Genomic DNA, 21,422 nt, shown 5'->3' on the forward strand with positions numbered 1-21,422 from the left:
TCGGTATCCAGACGTTTTTCTGCGATCCCTACGCCCTCGGTATCCAGACGTTTTTCTGCGATCCCTACGCCCCTTGGCAGAAAGGTGGCGTCGAGAATGCCATCGGTCGCATGCGCCGCCGGATTCCGCGCAAGACAGATCTAGCTACGCTCACCTCCCAGGATCTTGCCGATGCCGTGCTGGCTTACAACAGCACACCCCGAAAGTGCCTTGACTGGCATACCCCCGCCGAGCTCTTTGCTCGACAGCTGTTGCACTTCGAGTGTGAATCCACCTCCCCGCTTTCGCGGGGATGACACCCGATAAGACTGCGATCAGCTCGCCTCGGCCAGCAGCGAGAGCTGCCGCGGGGCATCGATTTCGCTCATGTCGGTGAGCGGGGTCGGATAGTCGCCGGTGAAGCAGTGGTCGGCGAATTTCGGATGGGCGGGATCTCGGCCGGGTTCGCCCATGGCGCGGTAGATGCCGTCGACGGAAACGAAGGCCAGCGAGTCCGCGCCGATCAGGTCGCGCATTTCTTCCAGCGTGTGCGTGGCGGCGAGGAGACCGGCGCGGTCCGGCGTGTCGATGCCATAATAGTCGGGATGGGTGATCGGCGGCGAGGCGATGCGGAAATGGACTTCCCTGGCGCCGGCGTCGCGCATCATCTTGACGATCTTCTTCGACGTGGTGCCGCGCACCAGACTGTCGTCGATCAGCACAATGCGCTTGCCTTCGATGGCGGCGCGGTTGGCCGAATGTTTCATGCGCACGCCGAGTTCGCGCACGCTCTGGGTCGGCTGGATGAAGGTGCGGCCGACATAGTGATTACGGATGATGCCGAGTTCGAACGGCACGCCCGAAGCGCGGGAGTAGCCGATCGCGGCAGGCACGCCGGAGTCCGGCACCGGCACGATCACGTCGGCTTCCACATGGGTCTCGCGGGCGAGCTGTTCGCCCATCGCCTTGCGGGTGTCGTAGACCGAACGTCCGCCGACGATCGAGTCCGGACGTGCGAAATAGATATATTCGAAGATGCAGGGGCGCGGCGCTTGCGGCGCGAACGGCTTGTGGCTCTGCGCGCCGTTCTCGTCGAACACGATGACTTCGCCAGGCTCGATGTCGCGGATGTACTTGGCGCCGATGATATCGAGCGCGCAGGTCTCGGATGCGAGGATCGGCGAGCCGTCAAGTTCACCCAGCACCAGCGGGCGGATGCCGAGCGGATCACGGGCGCCGACCAGCTTCTTGTTGGTCAACGACACCAGCGCATAGGCGCCTTCGATGGCGCGGAGTGCTTCAATATAGCGGTCGATGAAACGGTTGCGCTTGGAATGCGCGACGAGGTGCAGAATGACCTCGGTGTCGGTGGTCGACTGCATCATCGCGCCGTTCTTCACGAGCTCGCGGCGCAGGGTCAGACCGTTGGTGAGGTTGCCGTTATGGGCCACTGCAAAACCGCCGGCATTGAGTTCGGCGAACAGCGGCTGGACGTTGCGGAGAATGGTTTCGCCCGTGGTGGAGTAGCGGGTGTGGCCGACGGCGGCGGTGCCGGGCAGGCGCTCGATCACTTCGCGGCGGGAGAAGGTGTCGCCGACGAGGCCGAGGCGACGTTCGGAATGGAAGCGCTTGCCGTCGAAGGCGACGATGCCGGCCGCTTCCTGTCCCCGATGCTGGAGGGCGTGGAGACCGAGCGCGGTGATCGCCGCCGCATCGGGATGGCCGTAGATACCAAATACACCGCATTTTTCGCGGAGCATGTCGCCGTCTAGATCGGGATTTCGCATGGTGGTGCTCGCGTCGTCGGAAGGGCTCTGCATCGGATCCATCGCGCCTTTCAGGTGTCGCGAGAAACTAAGAACGCCTAGCGTCCCGCCGGTTTGCCATCGATCAGCTTTTTCAGGCTGTCGCGGGCAGGTTTGGAATAGCCATCCGCGGCGCCGGGCGCTGCGGGCTCGGCGTCGGTCGTATCCTCATCGGGTTTGTTTTTCTTGAACCTCTTCAAGATGGTGTTTTCAGGGTCATCCGGCAAGAGCGCCATCAGCCAATCGCCGGTTCCCTGCAGAACGACGCGCGATTTGGCACCCGTGACCCAGTCCGGACGCTGCTTGTCCGGGACCAGCCATGAGAAGAACAGGAAGGCGACGACCACGATCAGGAGGCCGCGGGCGAGGCCGAACAGGAAGCCGAGCGTGCGGTCCAGCGCGCCGATGCGCGAATCCAGGATCATGTCGGAGATGCGGACGGTGATGATCGAGACCACGATCAGCGTGCCGATGAACACGCCGGCCACCACCACGATGCTGGCGACGGTATCGTTGTTGAAATAAGTTTTAGCGGTCGGGAGCAGCTTCTGGAAAGCAAACAGGGTGACCAGCGCCGCCGCGCCCCAGGCCGCGATCGACAGGATCTCGCGCATGAAGCCGCGGACCATGGCCAGCAGGCCGGAGATCAGCATGACGCCGAGCAGGACAAGGTCGAGAATCGTGATCGGCATCGGCTGGTCAGGTCCGCTCGTGAATCAGAAACCGCGAATCGGCACAGGCGGCCGCTTCAGGTGACGGTGATATGGCACGTCTCGCAAGGCCGGAAAACCGCTATCGGCCGCAAGAGCATACCAGATCACACCATTGTTCCGCTTTCGGCAGAGTGCCTTAACGGAGCGTGTTGCACATCTGCGCAGTCTGTCGCGCGCGCATTCTATAGCGGCCGCGGCAGCGCAGGTCACGTCGCTGTCAGCCGTCCTGGCGCTTGAATCGCGCCGGTACGGTATTTTTCTCGGCATCTGTGCTTTTGCTGTTGTCGCGCGTGGGTTTGACGCCGCGCGCAGCGATATCGGCGACCAGCGAGGTCAGGCCGCCGATGGTATTCAGCGACAGTCCGGCATCGCCGCCGGGATCGCCGCGCGCCGATTCCGGCAGCACTGCGCGGCCGAAGCCGAGTTTTGCCGCCTCTTTCAGCCGCGCCGAGGTCTGCGCCACCGGGCGCACCGCGCCGGACAGCGAGATTTCGCCGAAATAGACCGCGTCGGTGGGCAGCGGCGCATTGCAGAGCGACGACACCAGCGCTGCGGCCGCGGCCATGTCGGCGGCGGGCTCGTTGATGCGCAATCCGCCGGCGACATTGAAATAGACGTCGTAGCCCGACAGCTTGACCCCGCAATGGGCCTCCAGCACTGCCAGCACCATGGACAGCCGGGAGGAATCCCAACCCACCACGGCGCGGCGCGGCGTGCCCAAAGTCGTCGGCGCAACCAGAGCCTGCAGTTCCACCAGCACCGGGCGGGTGCCCTCCATGCCGGCGAAGACGGCGGTGCCCGGCGAGCCGAGATCGCGATCGGACAGGAACAGCTCGGACGGGTTGGAGACCTCGCGCAGGCCAAGCCCGGTCATCTCGAATACGCCGATCTCGTCGGTCGGGCCGAAGCGGTTCTTCACCGCGCGCAGGATGCGGAACTGCTGCGAGCCTTCGCCCTCGAAGGACATCACGGCATCGACCATATGCTCGACCACACGGGGCCCGGCGATCTGGCCGTCCTTGGTGACATGGCCGACCAGGATGATAGTGGCCCCGGATTTCTTGGCGAAGCGAATGAGCGCCTGCGCCGAGGCGCGGACCTGAGTCACTGTGCCCGGCGCGGATTCCACGGTGTCGGTCCACATGGTCTGGATCGAGTCGATCACGATCAGCCGCGGCACCGTGCCTTCGGACAGCGTGGCGATGATATCTTCGACCGAGGTCTCGGACGCGAGCTGCACCGAGGCGTCTGCAAGGCCCAACCGCGACGCGCGCAGCCGCACCTGTGCCACGGCTTCTTCGCCGGAGATGTAAACCACGCGATGGCCGGCCCGCGCCATCAGGCTGGTGGCCTGCGTCAGCAAGGTCGATTTACCGATACCGGGATCGCCGCCGATCAAGAGCACCGAGCCGCGCACGAAACCGCCGCCCGTGACGCGGTCGAGCTCGCCCATCCCCGAGGCAATGCGCGGCGCATCGTTGCTCTGGCCGGTCAGGCTTTCGAGATTGAAGGTGCGCCCCTTGCGCTTGGAGCGCGCGCTGACCGGAATCGTGGTGACGCCGGTGGTGTCCTCCTCGGCCAGCGAATTCCACTCGCCGCAGGCGTCGCACTTGCCCTGCCACTTGTTATAGGCGGCACCGCAATTCTGGCAGACGAAGGAGAGGAGGTTCTTGGCCATTGGCGGAAGGAATCGCGTCTGTAGGTGTTTTTGGTTTGTTCTCTTGGTCTACGCGGTTGAACGGGGCATTTGCAAGTTTCTTCTCGAAGGGTTTGCCAGCCTCGCCGGGTGGGACGCATCGACCGGCACATGGGCAAGGTCTATTCGGTTGCCAAAATTCCGACGCGCGAGAACTGGTCGGCAATGTCGGCCTGGATCGCCTTTGCCGCGGCGATGCTGGAGGTGCAGCCTCTGCAGTGGTCCTTCTTCAGCTTGGCGATTGCTTACGCTCGGTAGATGCGCCGCGAGCAGAATCCAGATGCAAGCAGTGGTGAGCGATCGAGGCTGCTCGACCAACCAGCTGAGCCGCAGTCCAGCGCTTCGCGAGTCCAATTTGTTCCGCGCAGGAGCTCGCGTGGAACTGCCATGCGACGAATCCTTCATTAACCTCCGCCCGATAGCCTCACCGCAGTGACGTCAGCGTGAGGTGTGCCGTGCGTATTTTGATAATCGTGCTGGGTGCAGCGACGCTGGCGACGCCGGTACTTGCCTCTGACTACCGTGATGCGCGCTATCGCGCCGGCACCGCGCGCTATCCCATCACGATGGATACCGGCATTCGCGCGCCGCCGCCGCTTTACTATGTGGAAGCGCCGCCGCGTTATGTGCGGGATCTGAGAACGGGCGAACCGGGCCAATGGGTGGTTCGCCAACCGAGTGTGTTCGAGCAACTCTTCGGGCTGCCCCGCGACGGTTATTAGGTTGGCTGCTGAGGCCGATTGATCTCACGTCGGGCTCTGCGGTGAATCCAGGCGCAGTGCAGCTGTGTCTGCCTTGGCATCCTCATATGTTGCCGTCATCAAATCTTAAGCACGTTCATCAAGGTAAATATCAGGACCGCGTTGACCGGTGGTGGTGCTTGGCTGAGTGTCGCCCATCAGAGCGATACGAACTCATTTCAAACAAGCTCGCCACGGGGTCTCATCATGAAGAAATTGATTGCTGCTGCGATGTTCGCCACTGTCGCCGGAATGGCGATGCCCGGTGTTGCCTCGGCAGGTTGCTATAACTGCTACACACCGCCGCCGTGCCAGACCTGCTATCAGCAGCAGGTGGTGCCGCCGCAGTATCGCACGGTCGAAGAGACGGTGATGGTCGCTCCCGGTCGCACCGTCGCGCGCCGCACGCCAGCGCAGTACGAGACGGTGATGGTGCCGAAGACCGTGATGGTCGCGCCTGCGCGCGTCGATTACGAGCGCATTCCGGCGCAATACGCCACGCAGCAGCGTGTCCAGATGGTCGCTCCGGCGCAGGTCTATTACGCACCGGTGCAGCAGGGCTGCTCGACCTGCAATCGCGGCTTCAGCTTCGGCTCAAGCTACGGTTACTAAGCCGCGGATAGCTCAGATTTTCAGGACTGCGATCGGCCGCCTCAGGGTGGCCGATTTGCGTTTGGGGGAGGCCACCGGTGGCGGCGGCGGTCATCTCCCTGCGGTGATGACCTCTCCGCACAACTCGCCGTCAGCAGCACCATTTCCAAATGAAACTGCGGCATCGAGGTCGAATTCGGAGAGCGGGACGGGCCGACCGAACAGAAAGCCCTGGACGAGGTCCACGCCTGCAGCCTGCAGATATTCAAATTGCTCTTCGGTCTCGACACCCTCGGCCGTCGTAGCGATGCCAAGACCACGGGCCAGCGCAAGCACCGAGGACACTACCGCTGCGCAATCGCGGCGATTGGGAGCGCCTTGTGCGAAGGATTTGTCGATCTTGATCCTGTCGAACGGGAAATTGGTCAAATAACTCGCCGTTGAATAACCAGTGCCAAAATCATCGAGCGCTATGGAGATGCCGAGATTCTTCAGCTGCCGTATCGTCCCCAGATGCGCCGTCGCGTTCTCAAGAAGAGCCGTCTCCGTAATTTCCAACTCCAGCCGTTCAGGCGAAAGACCAGTCTCCATCAGAGTATCCAGCATGACGTCGAGCAGCTTTCCCTTACTGACTTGAACCGCAGAGATATTGACCATGATCTTGAGGTGAGCCGGCCACGACGCTGCATCCGTGCAAGCCTGGTGCAGGATCCACTCGCCAAGAGGAAGGATCAGCCCCGTCGCTTCCGCGAGTGGAATAAATTGATCGGGAGCGACGAGCCCTTTCGACGGATGCCGCCAGCGGACCAGCGCCTCGGCGCCGCGGATCTGCCGTGTCTTGGCGTCAACCACCGGCTGATAGTGCACTTCGAATTCATTTCGCGCGATCGCGTCCCGCAGTTCGTTTGCCAATATCTTCTGCGAGTGGGCAGCCTCAATCATTTCGGACTGGAACAGGCGGAAATCGTTTCGCCCGCCCGTCTTGGCGTCGTAGAGCGCGAGATCTGCTTTTCTCAACAGGTCCTCGGGATCGACGCCCTGTTCCGGAGCGAGGGCAATTCCAATGCTGATCCCGATGCTGGCCTGGTGGCCGTTGAGATCAAATGGCTGAGCAATGGCATCGATGATCCTGAGGGCAAGCACGATTGCACCCTCCTGCGGATTGGGGCCGCCGTCCTGGATGATCGCAAACTCGTCACCGCCAAGGCGGGCCACCACATCGGTTTCGCGAGTCGACGATTTCAGTCGTTGTGCGAACTCAACAAGCAAACGATCCCCAGCGGGATGTCCCAGCGTGTCGTTAACGGTCTTGAATCTATCGAGGTCGAGCATGACCACGGCAAAGCCATCGTCATGGCGGCTAAGACGCTGGCTCGCCTCCTCAAGTTTCTCGGTAAACAGTGTTCGGTTGGCAAGTCCCGTGAGCGCATCGTGACGCGCCAGGTGAACGATCTCGGCCTCTGCGCGCCGCCGTTCGGTGATGTCTTCGTGCGTTGCAACCCAACCGCCGTCCTTCATCGGCTGTCGGGTGACGAGCATCAATCGCCCATCCGCAAATTCATCGACCCTGGCCGAGCTTGAATCGGTCGAGTGCTGGCCCAATTCAGCTATCTTTTTCCTGATGGCTGGTTCGCTCGTCCCGCCCTTGAGAATGCCACGGGAGACGCGATCGGCGATGATAGCCTCATGAGGCGTCCCGACTTTCAACAAAGCCGCAGGCAACTGGTATAGTTCCGCATAACGATCATTCCAGACAACGAGCCGTTTCGCTCCGTCGAACATGCAGAGACCCTGCGACATGTTGCTCAGCGCAATGTCGAAGCGTTCGTTGGTCTGCTCCAGCTCCACGGCTTTCGTGGCCAGCAACTGCTCCCTGTGTTTTTGCGCCGTGACATCTTCATGAGTCGCCAGCCACCCTTCGGTCGGCATCAGATGGCGCGTCATCGAAATGAGGCGCCCGTCGACAAGCTCCTGGACCTCTTTCTCCAGTTTCAGTTTGGCGTCGACAAGGACATCCGCAGCCATTTCGCAATTTGTTCTCTTCGCCCGGCGATATTCAATGATTTGCCGCAGCGTAGTCCCTGGCTTCACCTGTTCCTCGCTGAGGTGATAGATTTCCGCATAGCGCGCATTTGAAAGAATGATCCTCTGCTCACCATCAAACAGCGAAAGACCCTGCGACATGTTGTTCATCGCGGCGTCGAAGCGCATGTTGATCCGCTCGAGTTCAGCAGCTTTATCAGTCAACAAGCGCTGTGCGCGTTTCTGCTCGGTGATGTCTTCATGGGTTGCGACCCATCCGCCATCCGCAATCGACCTGCGTTGAATTAAAATCACGCGACCGTCGGCAGTCATAAAAATCTGTCTTTGCTTCGTCGGAATCTCCTGAACATCCCCCTCGATGGACAAATCGTGCTTTCCGCGATCTTTGAGGGCCTGCAGCATGAGAGACAAAGGTGTTCCGGGCCTGACGAGTTCTTCCGGGAAACCGTACATCTCGCGGAAGCGGCCATTCGAAACCACCAGATTCTTGTTCGCGTCAAACAGGCAGAGCCCTAGCGACATGTTGCTCAAGGCAGCATCGAACTGCATGTTCGTTCGTTCCAGAATCCTAGTTTTCACGGCAAGACTATTCGTCTGGCGCAAAATCCTAAACGTGCCGAATAAGATGACGGCAACGATCATGGCGACGAGCGGGCCCACCATGTAAAGGTGCTGGCGCCATGGTCCCAGCACCTCACTGCGGGCGTATGTGATGACCAAGACCAGCGGCAGTCCGGGCACAGCCTTGTACCCCGCGAGGCGCGCGATGCCGTCGATAACGCCTATGGTCTCGTAGGTGCCCGCTTCCGATTTTGGCAGATATTCGGAGACGAGCGGGCTATCCGCGAAAGATTTTCCGATGGCTCCTTTTCTCGCGGGCTCTCGCGCAAGAACCCGCCCCGTGCCCGCGCGATGCAGCAACAGCACGGATCCGCCCTTGCCGACATCGATCGCGCGATAGACCTGCGTGAAATGTGTCGGGTCGAGCGGCGCAGTTACGACCCCTGCGAAGCTGCCGTCGGCGTTGCTTAACCGGCGCGACGCCGCCGTCAACCATTTGTCGGTGACAGCCGAGGGATAGGGGGGCGCAATAAACAGCCGGCCATCGGCCTGATCGCGTTGAGCGGTGAAGTGCAACATGTCGGAGATATTGCTTCGCGGCGGCGTGCGATCGTAGGAATGCGCCAGAAGGTTACCGCCTGCATCTGTCCAGCCGACGGCAACGACGATCGATGAGGCCTTCTTGAGAAGACGCAAGGCGGTATTTGCGGCTTCGGGCGTTGCATACTTCCCCGAAAGACTATCTTCGCGAATTCTCTCGGCTTCGAGCAGTGTTCGATCGATCCCCTCAAAGGTCAGCGCCGTGTGTTCGGCGAGAATCTCGGCGATGTTCAGTGCTGCCTTTCTTGCCTCAGAAAGCGCCGCATGATGGCGCGCCTGCAGATCCACCAAAAACACAACGATGATCGACGTCGCAAAGAAGACGCCGAGCACCACCAATGAAAATCCTGGCAGCCGGGCCAGTCTTCCATAGAACGCGCGCATGAAGCGTCCAGTAGTCGTTACAAATGAAATTCCGGATTTCAGCGTGGATGACGAACCTTAATAATAGGTTGGAAATATTGGCTTTACTGTACGCGGCGAGGCAAAGGATTATGTTGCACTGCGCACGTTGGAAATGCGGATTCGCGAGATACTAATACCTGTTGCTGGTTGATCGCCATCTATGAACATCAGTCGTACGTACTTGTAAGTGATAGATACAACTTTAAACAGCGCCAGTTTCCAGCGGCCTGCTGTCCGGTTGAGTCTGCAATTAGCGGGGTAGCGGACATACTTACCGCGATTTGTGAGTCCACTCCCTAGATCAGCGCCATGCCTGACAGCACCATGCTTGCGCCAGCCAGAAACATGATCCCGTCCATGACCAGGCGGAACGTCTCGACGCTCAGTTTCAGTACGTAGCGCTTGGCGATGAACGCGCCGGCCATCAGCGAGGCGCCGGCGATCAGGCCTTTCACGAGCACGTCGAGATCGAGCGCGCCAAACCGCTGGAAGGTGACAGACTTGCTGAGATACAGGCCGAGCGAACTCGCGGCTTCGGTGGCGAGGAAGGCGCCCTTGGCGAGGCCGTAGAACAGAAACAGCGGCACGCTGAGTGGGCCGCTGGAAACGACGATGCCGGTGAGATAGCCGATGATCGCGCCGCCAAGCGCGAGTTGCCACAGGCTGATAGTGAAGGAGCGCCGCGCCAACCAGTGGCGCAGCGGCACCATCGCAATGAAGAACAGTCCGATGGTGAGATCGACCACATGCGACGGCAGCACCAGTAGCGTGCCTGCGCCCAGGGCTGCAGCTGGAATTCCGGTGAGCGAATAGGCGGCGGTGGCGCGCCAGTCGACCTCGCGCCACCAGGCGAGGATGCGCGACAGGTTGGCCATCACGGCGGCTACCGCCATGATCGGAACGGCTTCCTTCGGCCCGAATTGCCAGACCAGCACCGGCATCAGCATGATCGACGAGCCGGTGCCGACGATCCCGGAAATGGTGCCGGCGATAAGGCCGACCGCGCAGACGAAGATGAAGTTCAAGGCGCGACTCTCCAAGCGCGGGACGTTACAAGAGCGCTCCAGTCATGTAGGTGCAACCGATCCGATGGGAGAGGGCGATGCCAGTCACAAGAATAGTCACCGGAGAATGGGCGCGGGGCCGCGAGATCGAGGTCATCGAGGCCGTGCAGTCGGCGATGCTGGTGGCGCTCAAAATTCCCGACTGGGACCGCGACGTGACGGTGGATACCTATAGCGAGACGCAGCGCATCGTGCCGATCGGGCGCTCGCAGCGTTTCACGCGGGTCGAGATCACGATGTTTGCCGGCCGCTCCATCGAGGCCAAGCGCAGCCTTTACAAGACGATCGTGCAGAACCTTGCGGCGCTCGGCGTGCCGGAACTCGAGATCAAGATCGTGCTGAACGAGCAGCCTTTGGAGAACTGGGGCGTACGCGGCGGCTTGCCGGCCTCCGAGATCGAACTCAGTTTCAAGGTCGACGTCTAGGACGCAGCAGCGGGCTCCGCGGCGGCGGTGCCGTCGCCGCCCTTGTAGACCCGCATGTAGCGTCGGCCGAGGCTGGTCAGCACCTCATAGGCGATGGTGCCGTAGTGATGCGCGAGTTCGTCGACGGTGATGCCGTCGCCGATCAGCGTCGCCAGATGGCCGCGGCGGGCGGCGTTGTGGGGCAGGTCGGTGATGTCCACCGCGAGCAGATCCATGGAGATGCGGCCGGCGATTGGGCAGCGCTGGCCGGCGATGATGACCTCGGCGCCGCGGGTGCCGTCGCTGCTGCCGGCCGCGCGGAAATAGCCATCGGCGTAGCCGGCCGCGATGATCGCAAGTCTGGTCGGACGCCGCGCCACCCAGGTGGCACCGTAGCCGACGCTGTCGCCGCGCTCGACACTGCGGGTCTGCAGGATGCGCACCTTGAGATCGACCACAGGTGCCATCGGGTTGTCGGCTTCCGGCGTCGGATTAACGCCGTAGAGCGCAGCACCCGGACGCATCAGATCGAACTGATAGGCCGCGCCGAGATAGATGCCCGACGAATTCGCGAGGGATGCAGGCACGCCGGAAAACAGCGATGACGCCTCGCGGAAACTGGAATATTGCCGGGCGTTCATCGGATTGTGCAGTTGTTCAGCACAGGCGAGGTGGCTCATCACCAGCGTGAAGCCGTGATCGCCCGAGCCGAGGCGCGGGATAAGGCCCTGGACGTCAACCAGGCCGAGGCCGAGCCGGTTCATGCCGGTGTCGATATGCACCGCCGCGCCGCCCTTCCAGCCTGTGCGGCGGCAGAACATGTCCCATTCGGCTAGTTCGTTGAGATCGCCGATCACCGGCTGCACATTGATGGCGGCCAGAGCATCGCCGGAATTCGGCGGAAAACCGTTCAGGAGATAGATCGCGGCTTCGGGTGCGGCCGCGCGGGCGGCGCGAGCTTCGTCGAAGGTCGCGACAAAAAAGGTTTTGCAGCCCGCCTTCGCCAGCGCGCGCACCACGGGGGTGATGCCGCAGCCATAGGCGTCTGCTTTCACCGCTGCGCCGCATTCGGCGGGCACGCCATGCTTTTCGAGCCTGCGCCAATTGGCGACGATGGCGTCGAGATCGATGGTCAGGATGCCGCTGGCGTCTGCGGGCAACTCCGTTTCAGTGGGAGTTGTCGGTTTCGGGTCGGAGACGCTGGTCATCGAAATATCCTGGCGCAGGGATCGCGCGATGGGAGCACGCGGTCGATCTTCTGCGCCGCACAATATGCGCGCGTCAGAGCCGGTTCAACCGCACCCGCGTCACTCCTGCGGGGCGCGGAACTGGGCGCCACCGGCGAGATCGCTGAAGCGGGTGAACTGGCCTTCGAACTGCAGGTCGACGGTGCCTGTGGGCCCGTGACGCTGCTTGGCGATGATGACTTCGGCCTTGCCGTGCGCAAGATCCATCTCGAGCTGCCATTTCTCGTGTTCGGGAGTGCCGAGTCGCGGCTCCTTGGCCTGCAGATAGTATTCCTCGCGATACACGAAGACCACCACGTCGGCGTCCTGCTCGATCGATCCGGATTCACGCAAGTCGGACAGCTGCGGATGCTTGTCTTCACGATTTTCGACCTGACGCGAGAGCTGCGACAGCGCGACTACCGGGCAGTTCAGTTCCTTCGCCAGCGCCTTGAGGCTGGTGGTGATCTCGGTGACTTCCTGCACGCGGTTGTCGGAGCGCTTGCCGGAGCCCTGCAGCAGCTGGATATAGTCCACCATGATGACGTCGAGGCCCTTTTGCCGCTTCAGGCGGCGGGCGCGGGCGGTGAGCTGCGAGATCGACAGGCCGCCGGTTTCGTCGACGTAAAGCGGCAGGTTCTGCAGCTTGATGGTGTAGTCGCGGATCTTGTCGAATTCGGCTTGGGTGATGCCGCCGCGGCGGATCGCGCTGGAGGAAATCTCGGTCTGCTCTGCGAGAATACGCGTGGCGAGCTGTTCGGCGGACATTTCGCAGGAGAAGAAGCCGACGACGCCGCCATTGATGGTCTTCATGCTGCCGTCGGGCTGCACTTCGGACTGATAGGCGGCAGCGATGTTGTAGGCGATGTTGGTGGCGAGCGAGGTCTTGCCCATGCCGGGACGTCCGGCGAGCACGATCAAGTCGGAGCGCTGCAACCCGCCCATACGGGCGTCGAGGTCGCGCAAACCGCTTGAGATGCCCGAAAGCTTGCCGTCGCGCTGATAGGCGTTGGCGGCCATGTCCAGCGCGGTGGTCATCGCCTGGGAGAAGCGCTGGAAGCCGCCGTCATAGCGGCCGGCTTCGGCCAGCTCATACAGCCGGCGCTCGGCATCCTCGATCTGGGCGCGGGGAGCGAAGTCCACCGGCGCGTCATAGGCGACGTTGACCATGTCCTCGCCGACATTGATCAGCTGGCGGCGGATTGCCAGTTCGTAGATCGTGCGGCCGTAATCCTGCGCATTGATGATGGTGGTGGCTTCGGCGGCGAGGCGGGCGAGATATTGGCCCACGGTCATGCCGCCGAGATCCGTGTCGGTCGGCAGGAAGGTCTTCAGCGTCACGGGTGTGGCGATCTTGCCGGCGCGCACGATGGCAGCGGCCGTTTCGAAGATCGTCTGGTGGATCGGCTCGAAGAAATGCTCGGCCTTGAGGAAGTCCGAGACCCGGTAGAAGGCGTCGTTATTGACCAGGATCGCGCCCAGCACGCCCTGTTCCGCCTCGATATTGTGCGGCGCCGACCGATAGGCCGGGGTGCCCGCCTCGGGGGTGAGCTTGAGAACGTTCGAATCGAATGCGGCCATGGTCTCTATTGGGTCTTCCGAATTGGGCGGATGAACGGCGTGGTCACGCGGGCGTCGGCGACTAAGCGCCTGACGGTCTCCGAGTGGAAGGACGAAGCGGCCTTATGCACGATTCACACATCAAGGCGGGGGAATTCCGGCCGGTCGCGCGCATTGCGCTTGACGCTTCCACCGCAGCAAGGGGAGGGGTCTGAATCATTGCTTAAGGAACCCGGAAAAATTGCGCCCCGCGCCTGAACCGAATGGCGATCTCTCGCACTTATAAGAGAGCCAGCCGCTGGCAGGCACGGCAGTGCCGGAACCCCGCGGGGAGCCGGGCGTTGGCTTAAAAACGAATAAGAGGCGAAGGATAGATCCATGGGCCAGCGTCACCAGTATCCCGATGCCGGAACTCAGGCTACCGGAACCGATGGTTCTGCGTGGTTGTCCACGCTGATCGACACGTTCGAGCGCACCGCGCAGCTTGAAAATGTCCCATGCGATACGAAAGCGCTCTCCGCCGCCAAAGCGCGCCTCCAGCGCCCCGCCATTTTGCGGCCACGGCCTGTCTTGCGCCGCCGGCAGGCGACGCTCCTATTCCAGCACTAAACCAGCCTATTCGCCGGCAATTTGCAGACGCGGTTGCTGGGTCCGTTCCCTGGCTCGAAGCCGATCTTCCTCCCGCCCGATATAATCCCGCGTGAGCGGCACCACGTCCTGACGTTTGGTGAGCTGGATCTGGAAGTTCATCACGTTCTGCATGCGAAACGACATTTCGGACGCCGCCAGATAGAACTCCCACATCCGCGCAAAGCGCTCGTCATAGAGCCGCACGGCTTCCTCGCGTCGTGCCATGAAGCGCTCGCGCCATGCCTTGAGCGTCTCGGCATAATGCAGCCGCAGGATTTCGATGTCCGAGACCAGTAACCCGGCCCGTTCGATCGCCGGGAGAACTTCCGACAAAGCGGGGATGTAGCCGCCGGGGAAAATGTACTTGGCGACCCATGGATTGGTGATACCGGGTCCCTCAGGGCGGCCGATGGAGTGCAGCACCATGACGCCGTCCTCTGTCAGGAGTTCAGCGCATCGCTTGAAGTAGGTGTCGTAATGGTCGACGCCGACATGTTCGAACATGCCGACGGAGACGATGCGGTGGAATGGACCGGGGATGTCGCGATAGTCCTCGAGCAGGAATTTTGCGCGGTATTTGAGGTTTTTCTCGCCGGCCCGGGCATTGGCGACCTGCAGCTGTTCGGTGGACAGCGTAACGCCGGTGACATTGGCACCGGTCATCTCTGCCAGATAGAGCCCAAGCCCTCCCCAGCCGGAGCCGATGTCGAGTACGCGTTGGCCTTTTTCGATGAGCATCTTGGCCGCGAGGTGGCGCTTCTTGGCGAGCTGGGCGTCGTCCAGGGTCGCGTCCGGTCCTTCGAAATAGGCGCAGCTATATTGCTTGTCGGCATCCAGAAATAATGAGTAGAGCCGGGCGTCCAGATCGTAGTGATGGGCAACGTTGTTGCGGGAGCGCTTGCGGGGATTGAACTGCTGGGCGTGGCGCAGGACGTAGCGGAGCCACCATTGCAGCTTGGCCCAGCGGGGCGCCATGTCGGGCTGGTTCAGGGCGATGGCGAGCAGGTCGGCAATGGTGCCACGCTCCATAACGAGGAGCCCGTCCATGAATATCTCGCCGAGTGCCAGTTCGGGATCGAGAAGTAGTCGGCGTTGGGCGGCTTTGGTGACGAAGCGGGCAGAGACGGGAGGCCCGGAGCCATCACCGAAGGTAAACTGTTGGCCGGAGGCCGTGGTGAAGGTTATTGCCCCTCGGCGAATGTACTGACTCAGGAAGAATCGCAACAGACGGTCCATCGAAATCACCCCAATGATCCGATCACGCGCAAACTGAAGCAACAGCGTAACTTCCCGCCGTGCACGAGATCAACTGTCTCCCTAGCTCTTGTGTAGAAGATAGTAGCGGTGCACCGCCTGTGCCAATGCGCACGCTGCAATGCCGCTATCCCGATTGTTCCGATCACATCGTTGCGATATGTCGATGCTTCCATTCACGTCACAATCGGATACAAGGTGATCCGCGTGATTAAGCTAGCCACATCAGGAGATTGAAATGTTGAGCCGAGCGCTCAGTTTAGCGACGGTGATGCTCCTGATTAGCTTCGCGGCAGTCCCGGCACAGGCCCAAAACCTCGAAGCCGGAAAGTCACCCTCCCAGATTTTCGCGGGCGGCTGTGCCGTCTGCCATAAAAGTCCGCGCGGGCTGCTGAAGACGGTGGCACCCGGTCAGTTGCCGGCCTTCCTGCGCCAGCACTACACCACAAGTACAGATATGGCGGCGTCCATGGCCGCTTATGTCGTGTCCAACGGGGCGGCCGATCGCCGTCCTGCCGGGGATAACCTGACGCGTCAGGGCCGTGAACTCACGACCGAGCAGAAGCCGGCCCCGGCCGATGCCAAGCCCGGTGCTGCGCCGCCGTCCGAGGCTCCGCCGCCGGGACGCCGGCTACGTCCGCAGGAGGCCGCCAAGCCCGATGCCGATGTTGCACCAGCTCAGGCCGAGCCCGGCACGCGCCAGGGCCGCAATGCCCGGCGACAGGCGCGCCCGGCGACAGACAATCCCGAAGCGAAGCCCGATACGGCCAAGCCCGTAGACGCACAGTCGCCGGCTGCCGCCGAAGCAGAGCGTCCCGCGCAGAAGCAAAAGCTCGACAAGAAGGGGCGCCGTCATCAGGAAGAGCCGCCGAAGGCCGAACCTGTGAAGGACGAGCCCAAGATCGAACCCAAGACTGAGCCGAAGGCTGAACCCAAGTCTGAGCCACGGCCGGAGCCGGCCAAGACCGAGCCTGCGAAGCCCGCTGAAGAGAGCAAGCCTGAGGCGAAGCCCGAAGCCAAGCCTGAGACGCCGGCACTTCGTCCAGATCCCGTTCCGTCGGTCACGCCGGCTCCGAAGGCGCCTGAAGGGGAAAACCGTCCGGCGCCTGCCGAGCCGGCGCCTCCTGCGCCGGCAGCCCCTGCGTCTCCGCCTGCAGCAACGCCGGCCCCGGCACCTGTGGCTCCAACGCCTCCGCCAGCCGCAGCTCCGCCGCCAGCGGTCGCGCCAGCCGCAGCTCCGCCAGCGCCCGCGCCGACTCCTGTGGCCCCAGCCGCGCCTTCGCCGGCACCGGCCGCGCCGCCACCACCGCCTCCGGCGTCGGCTGCACCACCGGCGCCTCCGGCCTCGTCAGGCTCCCCGGTGCCGCCGATCTCGCAGTAGTAGATCAGCCGTCGTTTGAGTGAGGATACAAAAAAGCCCGGCCAATCTGGCCGGGCTTTTCTCGTTTGAGCAGAAGCTCCGAGGTGCGTGGCTTAGCCGTTGCCTTCTTCGGCATTGCCCTGTGCGTCCGGATCGAAGAACTCGCCGGCGGCGGCGAGTGCTTCGGCGGCTGCGTCCTGATCTTCCTGACGGCTCGAAATGTCTTCGCCGCGGTTGATGCGCTCGGCTTCGTCGGCCGAACGGGCAACGGTGACGCTGACGCTGACTTCGACTTCCGGATGCACGGCGATCGAGATCTTGTGCTGGCCGATGGTCTTGATCGGCGCGTCGAGCAGCACCTGGCTGCGGGCGAAGGTGACGCCATCAGCCTCGAAGGTGGCGATGATGTCGCGCACCGACACCGAACCGAACAGCTGACCGGTTTCCGACGCCTGACGGATGATGACGACGTTGCGGCCGTCGATCTTCTCGGCAACTGTGGTGGCTTCCGCCTTGGCCTTGATGTTGTTGGCTTCGAGGTCAGCCTTCATGCCGTCGTACTTGGCGCGGTTGTCGGCGGTGGCGCGCAGCGCCTTGCCACGCTTCAGCAGAAAGTTGCGGCCGTAGCCGTCCTTGACGCGGACGACTTCGCCCATCTGGCCGAGTTTGGCGACGCGTTCGAGCAAAATGACTTCCATGATCGTTCTCCTTTAAGTGTTGAGCAGGTGTTGAGTTGAGTTGGTCAGGCCACCGTCGAAGAAGGTGGCTTGCGTGCGAGAAAACGTTGGCGAAATCCGAAGAAGGCATCGGCGAGGCCGAGGCCAACCATGGTGAGGATGGGCCAGCCGAGGACGAGCACCATGGCGTAGGTCAGACCGAGCACCATCACGCGGCTTTTCATGCCCATGGTCAGCGTATGCAGCGCGGCGAAGCCGGTGAGGGCATAGGCCATCATCAGCGCCGACGTGACGATCTGTGAAAAGATGCCGACGATTCCGCCCATGAAGGACAGCGCGACGGCCAGACACAGCGCGACCATCGTCATCGGCGGCAGTGCTGCGGATTTCAGCTCGGGCCACGGCCGGTTCAGCCGGCCCGATGTCACGATGATGCGGCCGGCGAGCCAGAGATTGAGCGTCAGCGTCATGATCGCGACGATGGCGGCGGCAGCCGGCGCGATCGCCACCAGGGCATTGATGACCTGTTCGGAGTCGCCAGCGCCGCCGCGCGATCCCAGGATGCGGGTCAGAGCGCGGCGCAGCGCCGAGACGATAGTGTCGCTATCGGTGCCGAGCGTCAGCAGCGCGCCCATGGTCGTGAATGCGGCGAAACCCGCTGTCCACAGCAGCATACGGCCCACCGGATACCATTCGACCACGGGGGGTGTCGCGGCCGCGCCATTCACGCCCGGCACTTCTGCAGTCACTGGACGGCCGAGCAATGCGAGATGGCCAAGCCACCAGGCGGGCAGTGCCACGGTGAAGACGAAGGCGGCAAGATAGGGCATGCCGAACAGCAGGCCGAGCGAGGTGCCGGCTGCGATGCCGCCGATGGCAGCAGTCACCGGACCCCAGCCGAGAGCGGCCACCATCAAGGGCAGCGGCGCGAGATAGAACAGCAAAAGGGAAATCAACGCGCCCGAAATGATCGAGGCGAACATCAGCGCTGAGGCAGCGCCGGCGGCAAACGCGATGAGAAGACTTGCGATCATCAGCTGTCCCGCCCCCTTTGAGCGGTTAGAGGCACTTGCCCCAACCATCGGCGACCGGACGACCCGGAAGCCTTATGAGAAATAGAAGCGACCGGCGGCGCGAGGCCGCCGGCCGAAAACCGCCTTAGCGGATAACGTAGGGCAGCAGGCCGAGGAAACGCGAGCGCTTGATGGCGCGGGCGAGTTCACGCTGCTTCTTGGCGGAGACGGCCGTGATGCGGCTCGGCACGATCTTGCCGCGCTCGGAAACGTAACGCATCAGCAGCTTGGAATCCTTGTAGTCGATCTTCGGCGCGTTCGGACCCGTGAACGGGCAGGTCTTGCGACGGCGGAAAAACGGACGACGTGCACCAGCTTCAGCCATTATTCTTACTCCTCAACCGATGCTGCTTCGTCGTCGCGCGGACGACGCGGACCACGATCACCACGGAAGCCACCGCCTTCACGGTCGCCACGGAAACCGCCGCCTTCGCGGTCGCCACGGAAGCCACCGCCACGGTCGTCGCGTTCACGATCACGATCAGCCTTACGCATCATGGCGCTCGGGCCTTCCTCGTGCTCTTCGACGCGGACGGTGAGATAACGGATGACGTCTTCGCTGATACGCTCCTGGCGCTCAATCTCGGTGACCGCCGCGGACGGGGCATCGAGGTTCATCAGCACGAAGTGCGCCTTGCGATTCTTGTTCATGCGATAGGTCAGGGAGCGCACGCCCCAGTTTTCCATCTTCACGACCTTGCCGCCGAGACCTTCGACGATGCCGGTCATCTGGGTGGTGAGGTCTTCGACCTGCTGTGCGCTCGCATCCTGACGTGCGAGAAATACATGCTCATAAAGAGGCATGGCTGTCCTTTCCAAGGTTAGCGCGTTTCCCGGCGGCAAGCCCTTCGAACCCTTATGGAAAGGACTCGATATTGCTCAGAAGGCGGGAGCACGGGACGACGGACCAACTGGCCCTATCGCAACAAACCTGTGTGTGATTTTGCTGTGACCGTCCGTTCAGCTCCCGGCCGGGATCTGCGGATCGGGGCCTTATACGGATTTTCCCAGTAATGGCAAGCGAAACGGGGGCCAAATGAGCGGATTCCGGGAGCGGGCGGGAACCCGGATCGTGGTGCATCCTGGGCGCTGCGGCTTGACATTCCCCGTCGTGCCAGTGTCTTACGGCGCACGTTTGAACGAGTTTAAGCCAAAAAACATGACGGGGCGTCAATGACCGCAGCATTTACCTTTCCGGGGCAGGGTTCCCAGGCGGTCGGCATGGGCAAGGCGCTCGCGGATGCATTTCCGGCCGCCAAGACCGTATTCGACGAGATCGATTCGGCCCTCAACGAGAAGCTCACGGGAATCATCTGGGATGGCCCAGCCGAAACCCTGCAATTGACCGAAAACGCCCAGCCGGCGCTGATGGCGGTGTCGCTGGCGACCATGCGGGTGCTCGAGGCCGAGGCCGGCATCTCGCTGGCCAAGGACGCCGCTTTCGTGGCCGGCCACTCGCTCGGCGAATATTCGGCGCTGGCAGCGGCCGGAAGCCTCTCAGTCACGGATGCGGCCCGCCTGCTGCGGACCCGTGGTCTGGCCATGCAGAAGGCCGTGCCGGTGGGTGTCGGCGCCATGGCGGCGTTGCTCGGCCTCGATTACGAGACCGCCGCGGCCGTGGCTGAAGAAGCTGCACAGGGCGAAGTGTGCCACGCCGCCAACGACAATGGCGGCGGTCAGGTGGTGGTGTCCGGCAACAAGGCTGCGGTCGAACGCGCGCTGGAGATCGCCAAGACGAAGGGCGCCAAGCGTGCGATGTTGCTGCCGGTGTCGGCGCCGTTCCATTGCAGCCTGATGCAGCCCGCCGCCGACGTGATGGCGGAGGCGCTGGCCAAGGTCACGATCAACAAGCCGGTGGTGCCGCTGGTATCCAACGTGCTGGCCGCGCCGATCTCGGATCCCGATGAAATCCGCCGCCGCCTGGTCGAGCAGGTCACCGGCACCGTGCGCTGGCGTGAATGCGTGTCCTATATGGCAGGCCAGGGCGTCACGCGTTTCCTTGAGGTCGGCTCCGGCAAGGTGCTGAGCGGACTTGTCAAACGCATTGCCGAAGGCGCCGTCGGCGTCGCCGTCGGCGGACCCAATGACATTGCCGCCGCCAAGGATGCGCTCGCAGCAGCGCGTTCGGCGTAAGCGGCCAGAGGAGAGACAAGATGTTCGATTTGACAGGCAAGACCGCGCTGGTGACCGGCGCGACCGGCGGCATCGGCGAAGCCATCGCCACAGCTCTGCATGCGCAGGGCGCGACGGTGGCGCTGTCCGGAACGCGCAAGGCGGTTCTCGAAACGCTGGCTGCGAAGCTCGGCGATCGCACGCATGTGCTGCCGTGCAATCTTTCCAACGCCGCTGAGGTCGAAGAGTTGGTGCCGTCAGCCGAGAAAGCCATGGGCCAGCTCGACATCCTCGTCAGCAATGCCGGTATCACCCGCGATAATCTGTTCGTCCAGTTGAAGGACGAAGACTGGGATGACGTGATCAACGTCAATCTGACCGCGACCTTCCGCCTCGCACGCGCCGCGACCAAGTTGATGATGCGCAAGCGCTTCGGCCGCATCATTGCCATCACCTCGGTGGTCGGCGTCACCGGAAATCCCGGGCAGGGGAATTACACCGCAGCGAAAGCCGGCCTGATCGGCATGATGAAAACGCTGGGGGCGGAATACGCCAAGCGCAACGTGACGGCCAATTGCATTGCACCCGGTTTCATCGCAACGCCGATGACCGATGTGCTCAATGACAAGCAGCGCGAAACGATTCTGACCAAGGTGCCGGCAGGGCGTCTCGGCTCGCCGGAAGATATTGCGGCGGCAGCGGTCTATCTGAGCTCAAATGAGGCGGCCTACGTCACCGGACAGACGATTCATGTCAATGGCGGCATGGCGATGATCTAAGCGTCGGGGGAACCCCAACGTCGTGATTTAATTGAGGTTTGGACAGTCACCGGGCTATGTGGCCAAGCCAAATGAAGTATGGTAACCGAACCTCCAACGGTGGGGCAAAGAAGGCCATTGCAGGAATTTGAAACCCTGTATATTGGCGGG

General features: G+C 62.4%; 21 protein-coding genes. 9 read left to right on the forward strand and 12 right to left on the reverse strand.

From position 1 onward, the window contains the following. A partial coding sequence (locus AC1DUY_RS00005; protein ID WP_478111485.1) for a transposase occupies window positions 1-296 on the forward strand: 296 nt, incomplete at its 5' end. An 18-nt stretch (window positions 297-314) separates the two neighbouring features. Here AC1DUY_RS00005 and purF read toward each other — a convergent pair. The 3 genes from purF to radA all read right to left on the reverse strand — a co-directional run bounded on the left by purF (window position 315) and on the right by radA (window position 4,175). Further along, complete coding sequence (gene purF, locus AC1DUY_RS00010; protein WP_081421779.1) at window positions 315-1,808, reverse strand: amidophosphoribosyltransferase; 1,494 nt, start codon at window positions 1,806-1,808, stop codon at window positions 315-317. Between the two features lie 35 nt (window positions 1,809-1,843). Further along, entirely contained in the window at window positions 1,844-2,476 is a 633-nt protein-coding gene (locus AC1DUY_RS00015) for a CvpA family protein (RefSeq protein WP_068731040.1), read from the reverse strand. A gap of 238 nt (window positions 2,477-2,714) precedes the next feature. Then, window positions 2,715-4,175 (reverse strand): DNA repair protein RadA, encoded by a 1,461-nt coding sequence (gene radA, locus AC1DUY_RS00020; RefSeq protein WP_120292301.1) that lies wholly within the window; start codon window positions 4,173-4,175, stop codon window positions 2,715-2,717. Window positions 4,176-4,283: 108 nt separating this feature from the next. Between radA and AC1DUY_RS00025 the strand changes: the two genes are divergently transcribed. From AC1DUY_RS00025 to AC1DUY_RS00035, 3 genes are all read left to right on the forward strand, one after another. Continuing rightward, window positions 4,284-4,451, forward strand: coding sequence for a hypothetical protein (locus tag AC1DUY_RS00025; protein ID WP_441229861.1), 168 nt, complete (start codon window positions 4,284-4,286; stop codon window positions 4,449-4,451). Window positions 4,452-4,648: 197 nt separating this feature from the next. Continuing rightward, entirely contained in the window at window positions 4,649-4,915 is a 267-nt protein-coding gene (locus tag AC1DUY_RS00030) for a hypothetical protein (protein WP_139285819.1), read from the forward strand. A 276-nt stretch (window positions 4,916-5,191) separates the two neighbouring features. Continuing rightward, on the forward strand, window positions 5,192-5,545 hold the full coding sequence (locus tag AC1DUY_RS00035) for a hypothetical protein (RefSeq protein WP_089264635.1): 354 nt from the start codon (window positions 5,192-5,194) through the stop codon (window positions 5,543-5,545). 90 nt (window positions 5,546-5,635) lie between these two features. Here the strand turns inward: AC1DUY_RS00035 and AC1DUY_RS00040 are convergent, their stop codons facing one another. After that, window positions 5,636-9,112 carry a bifunctional diguanylate cyclase/phosphodiesterase gene (locus AC1DUY_RS00040; protein ID WP_478111490.1) on the reverse strand — a complete coding sequence of 1,159 codons (3,477 nt, stop codon included), beginning with the start codon at window positions 9,110-9,112 and terminating at the stop codon, window positions 5,636-5,638. 317 nt (window positions 9,113-9,429) lie between these two features. Beyond that, window positions 9,430-10,158 carry a sulfite exporter TauE/SafE family protein gene (locus AC1DUY_RS00045; RefSeq protein ID WP_478111492.1) on the reverse strand — a complete coding sequence of 243 codons (729 nt, stop codon included), beginning with the start codon at window positions 10,156-10,158 and terminating at the stop codon, window positions 9,430-9,432. A gap of 77 nt (window positions 10,159-10,235) precedes the next feature. On the opposite strand from AC1DUY_RS00045, the gene AC1DUY_RS00050 reads away from it, so the two are divergent. After that, window positions 10,236-10,622: a tautomerase family protein gene (locus AC1DUY_RS00050; RefSeq protein WP_478111494.1), complete on the forward strand. Its 387-nt coding sequence runs from the start codon at window positions 10,236-10,238 to the stop codon at window positions 10,620-10,622. Here AC1DUY_RS00050 and alr read toward each other — a convergent pair. Together alr and AC1DUY_RS00060 are read right to left on the reverse strand one after the other, a co-directional pair. Then, on the reverse strand, window positions 10,619-11,809 hold the full coding sequence (gene alr, locus AC1DUY_RS00055) for an alanine racemase (protein ID WP_478111496.1): 1,191 nt from the start codon (window positions 11,807-11,809) through the stop codon (window positions 10,619-10,621). The two genes, AC1DUY_RS00050 and alr, sit on opposite strands and share 4 nt — an antisense overlap. A 99-nt stretch (window positions 11,810-11,908) precedes the next feature. Continuing rightward, the gene (locus AC1DUY_RS00060; protein ID WP_068731048.1) at window positions 11,909-13,408 is read right to left on the reverse strand and encodes a replicative DNA helicase; all 1,500 of its coding nucleotides are present in this window, start codon (window positions 13,406-13,408) and stop codon (window positions 11,909-11,911) included. A gap of 357 nt (window positions 13,409-13,765) precedes the next feature. Here AC1DUY_RS00060 and AC1DUY_RS00065 point away from each other — a divergent pair, with 357 nt between their 5' ends. Further along, window positions 13,766-13,996 carry a hypothetical protein gene (locus tag AC1DUY_RS00065; RefSeq protein WP_478111498.1) on the forward strand — a complete coding sequence of 77 codons (231 nt, stop codon included), beginning with the start codon at window positions 13,766-13,768 and terminating at the stop codon, window positions 13,994-13,996. Between the two features lie 6 nt (window positions 13,997-14,002). Here AC1DUY_RS00065 and AC1DUY_RS00070 read toward each other — a convergent pair whose 3' ends face one another. Continuing rightward, window positions 14,003-15,253, reverse strand: a complete 1,251-nt coding sequence (locus AC1DUY_RS00070; protein ID WP_478111500.1) for a class I SAM-dependent methyltransferase — start codon at window positions 15,251-15,253, stop codon at window positions 14,003-14,005. 289 nt (window positions 15,254-15,542) lie between these two features. Between AC1DUY_RS00070 and AC1DUY_RS00075 the strand changes: the two genes are divergently transcribed. After that, window positions 15,543-16,652, forward strand: coding sequence for a hypothetical protein (locus tag AC1DUY_RS00075; protein WP_478111502.1), 1,110 nt, complete (start codon window positions 15,543-15,545; stop codon window positions 16,650-16,652). 92 nt (window positions 16,653-16,744) lie between these two features. Here the strand turns inward: AC1DUY_RS00075 and rplI are convergent, their stop codons facing one another. The 4 genes from rplI to rpsF all read right to left on the reverse strand — a co-directional run bounded on the left by rplI (window position 16,745) and on the right by rpsF (window position 19,185). Next, complete coding sequence (gene rplI / locus AC1DUY_RS00080; protein WP_478111504.1) at window positions 16,745-17,329, reverse strand: 50S ribosomal protein L9; 585 nt, start codon at window positions 17,327-17,329, stop codon at window positions 16,745-16,747. 44 nt (window positions 17,330-17,373) lie between these two features. Beyond that, window positions 17,374-18,342, reverse strand: a complete 969-nt coding sequence (locus tag AC1DUY_RS00085) for a hypothetical protein (RefSeq protein WP_478111506.1) — start codon at window positions 18,340-18,342, stop codon at window positions 17,374-17,376. A gap of 124 nt (window positions 18,343-18,466) precedes the next feature. Next, window positions 18,467-18,706, reverse strand: coding sequence for a 30S ribosomal protein S18 (rpsR, locus tag AC1DUY_RS00090; protein WP_002711478.1), 240 nt, complete (start codon window positions 18,704-18,706; stop codon window positions 18,467-18,469). A 5-nt stretch (window positions 18,707-18,711) separates the two neighbouring features. Continuing rightward, a complete protein-coding gene (gene rpsF / locus AC1DUY_RS00095; RefSeq protein WP_068731054.1) occupies window positions 18,712-19,185 on the reverse strand; it encodes a 30S ribosomal protein S6 in 474 nt (157 codons plus the stop codon). Between the two features lie 369 nt (window positions 19,186-19,554). Here rpsF and fabD point away from each other — a divergent pair, with 369 nt between their 5' ends. Then, window positions 19,555-20,514 carry an ACP S-malonyltransferase gene (gene fabD / locus AC1DUY_RS00100; protein WP_478111510.1) on the forward strand — a complete coding sequence of 320 codons (960 nt, stop codon included), beginning with the start codon at window positions 19,555-19,557 and terminating at the stop codon, window positions 20,512-20,514. Between the two features lie 20 nt (window positions 20,515-20,534). Then, window positions 20,535-21,272 (forward strand): 3-oxoacyl-[acyl-carrier-protein] reductase, encoded by a 738-nt coding sequence (fabG, locus tag AC1DUY_RS00105; protein WP_089263936.1) that lies wholly within the window; start codon window positions 20,535-20,537, stop codon window positions 21,270-21,272. The last annotated feature ends 150 nt before the right edge of the window (window positions 21,273-21,422 follow it).

It is taken from the genome of Tardiphaga sp. P4_G1 (assembly GCF_056401215.1).

Bases quoted from the DNA above. Each gene is read 5' to 3' on its own strand.
- AC1DUY_RS00015 (WP_068731040.1), bottom strand. From the start codon at position 2,476: ATGCCGATCACGATTCTCGACCTTGTCCTGCTCGGCGTCATGCTGATC.
- AC1DUY_RS00085 (WP_478111506.1), bottom strand. From the start codon at position 18,342: ATGATCGCAAGTCTTCTCATCGCGTTTGCCGCCGGCGCTGCCTCAGCG.
- AC1DUY_RS00075 (WP_478111502.1), top strand. From the start codon at position 15,543: ATGCTCCTGATTAGCTTCGCGGCAGTCCCGGCACAGGCCCAAAACCTC.
- AC1DUY_RS00065 (WP_478111498.1), top strand. From the start codon at position 13,766: ATGGGCCAGCGTCACCAGTATCCCGATGCCGGAACTCAGGCTACCGGA.
- fabG (WP_089263936.1), top strand. From the start codon at position 20,535: ATGTTCGATTTGACAGGCAAGACCGCGCTGGTGACCGGCGCGACCGGC.
- AC1DUY_RS00040 (WP_478111490.1), bottom strand. From the start codon at position 9,112: ATGCGCGCGTTCTATGGAAGACTGGCCCGGCTGCCAGGATTTTCATTG.
- fabD (WP_478111510.1), top strand. From the start codon at position 19,555: ATGACCGCAGCATTTACCTTTCCGGGGCAGGGTTCCCAGGCGGTCGGC.
- radA (WP_120292301.1), bottom strand. From the start codon at position 4,175: ATGGCCAAGAACCTCCTCTCCTTCGTCTGCCAGAATTGCGGTGCCGCC.
- rpsF (WP_068731054.1), bottom strand. From the start codon at position 19,185: ATGCCTCTTTATGAGCATGTATTTCTCGCACGTCAGGATGCGAGCGCA.
- AC1DUY_RS00060 (WP_068731048.1), bottom strand. From the start codon at position 13,408: ATGGCCGCATTCGATTCGAACGTTCTCAAGCTCACCCCCGAGGCGGGC.
- alr (WP_478111496.1), bottom strand. From the start codon at position 11,809: ATGACCAGCGTCTCCGACCCGAAACCGACAACTCCCACTGAAACGGAG.
- AC1DUY_RS00050 (WP_478111494.1), top strand. From the start codon at position 10,236: ATGCCAGTCACAAGAATAGTCACCGGAGAATGGGCGCGGGGCCGCGAG.
- rplI (WP_478111504.1), bottom strand. From the start codon at position 17,329: ATGGAAGTCATTTTGCTCGAACGCGTCGCCAAACTCGGCCAGATGGGC.
- rpsR (WP_002711478.1), bottom strand. From the start codon at position 18,706: ATGGCTGAAGCTGGTGCACGTCGTCCGTTTTTCCGCCGTCGCAAGACC.
- AC1DUY_RS00070 (WP_478111500.1), bottom strand. From the start codon at position 15,253: ATGGACCGTCTGTTGCGATTCTTCCTGAGTCAGTACATTCGCCGAGGG.
- purF (WP_081421779.1), bottom strand. From the start codon at position 1,808: ATGGATCCGATGCAGAGCCCTTCCGACGACGCGAGCACCACCATGCGA.
- AC1DUY_RS00035 (WP_089264635.1), top strand. From the start codon at position 5,192: ATGCCCGGTGTTGCCTCGGCAGGTTGCTATAACTGCTACACACCGCCG.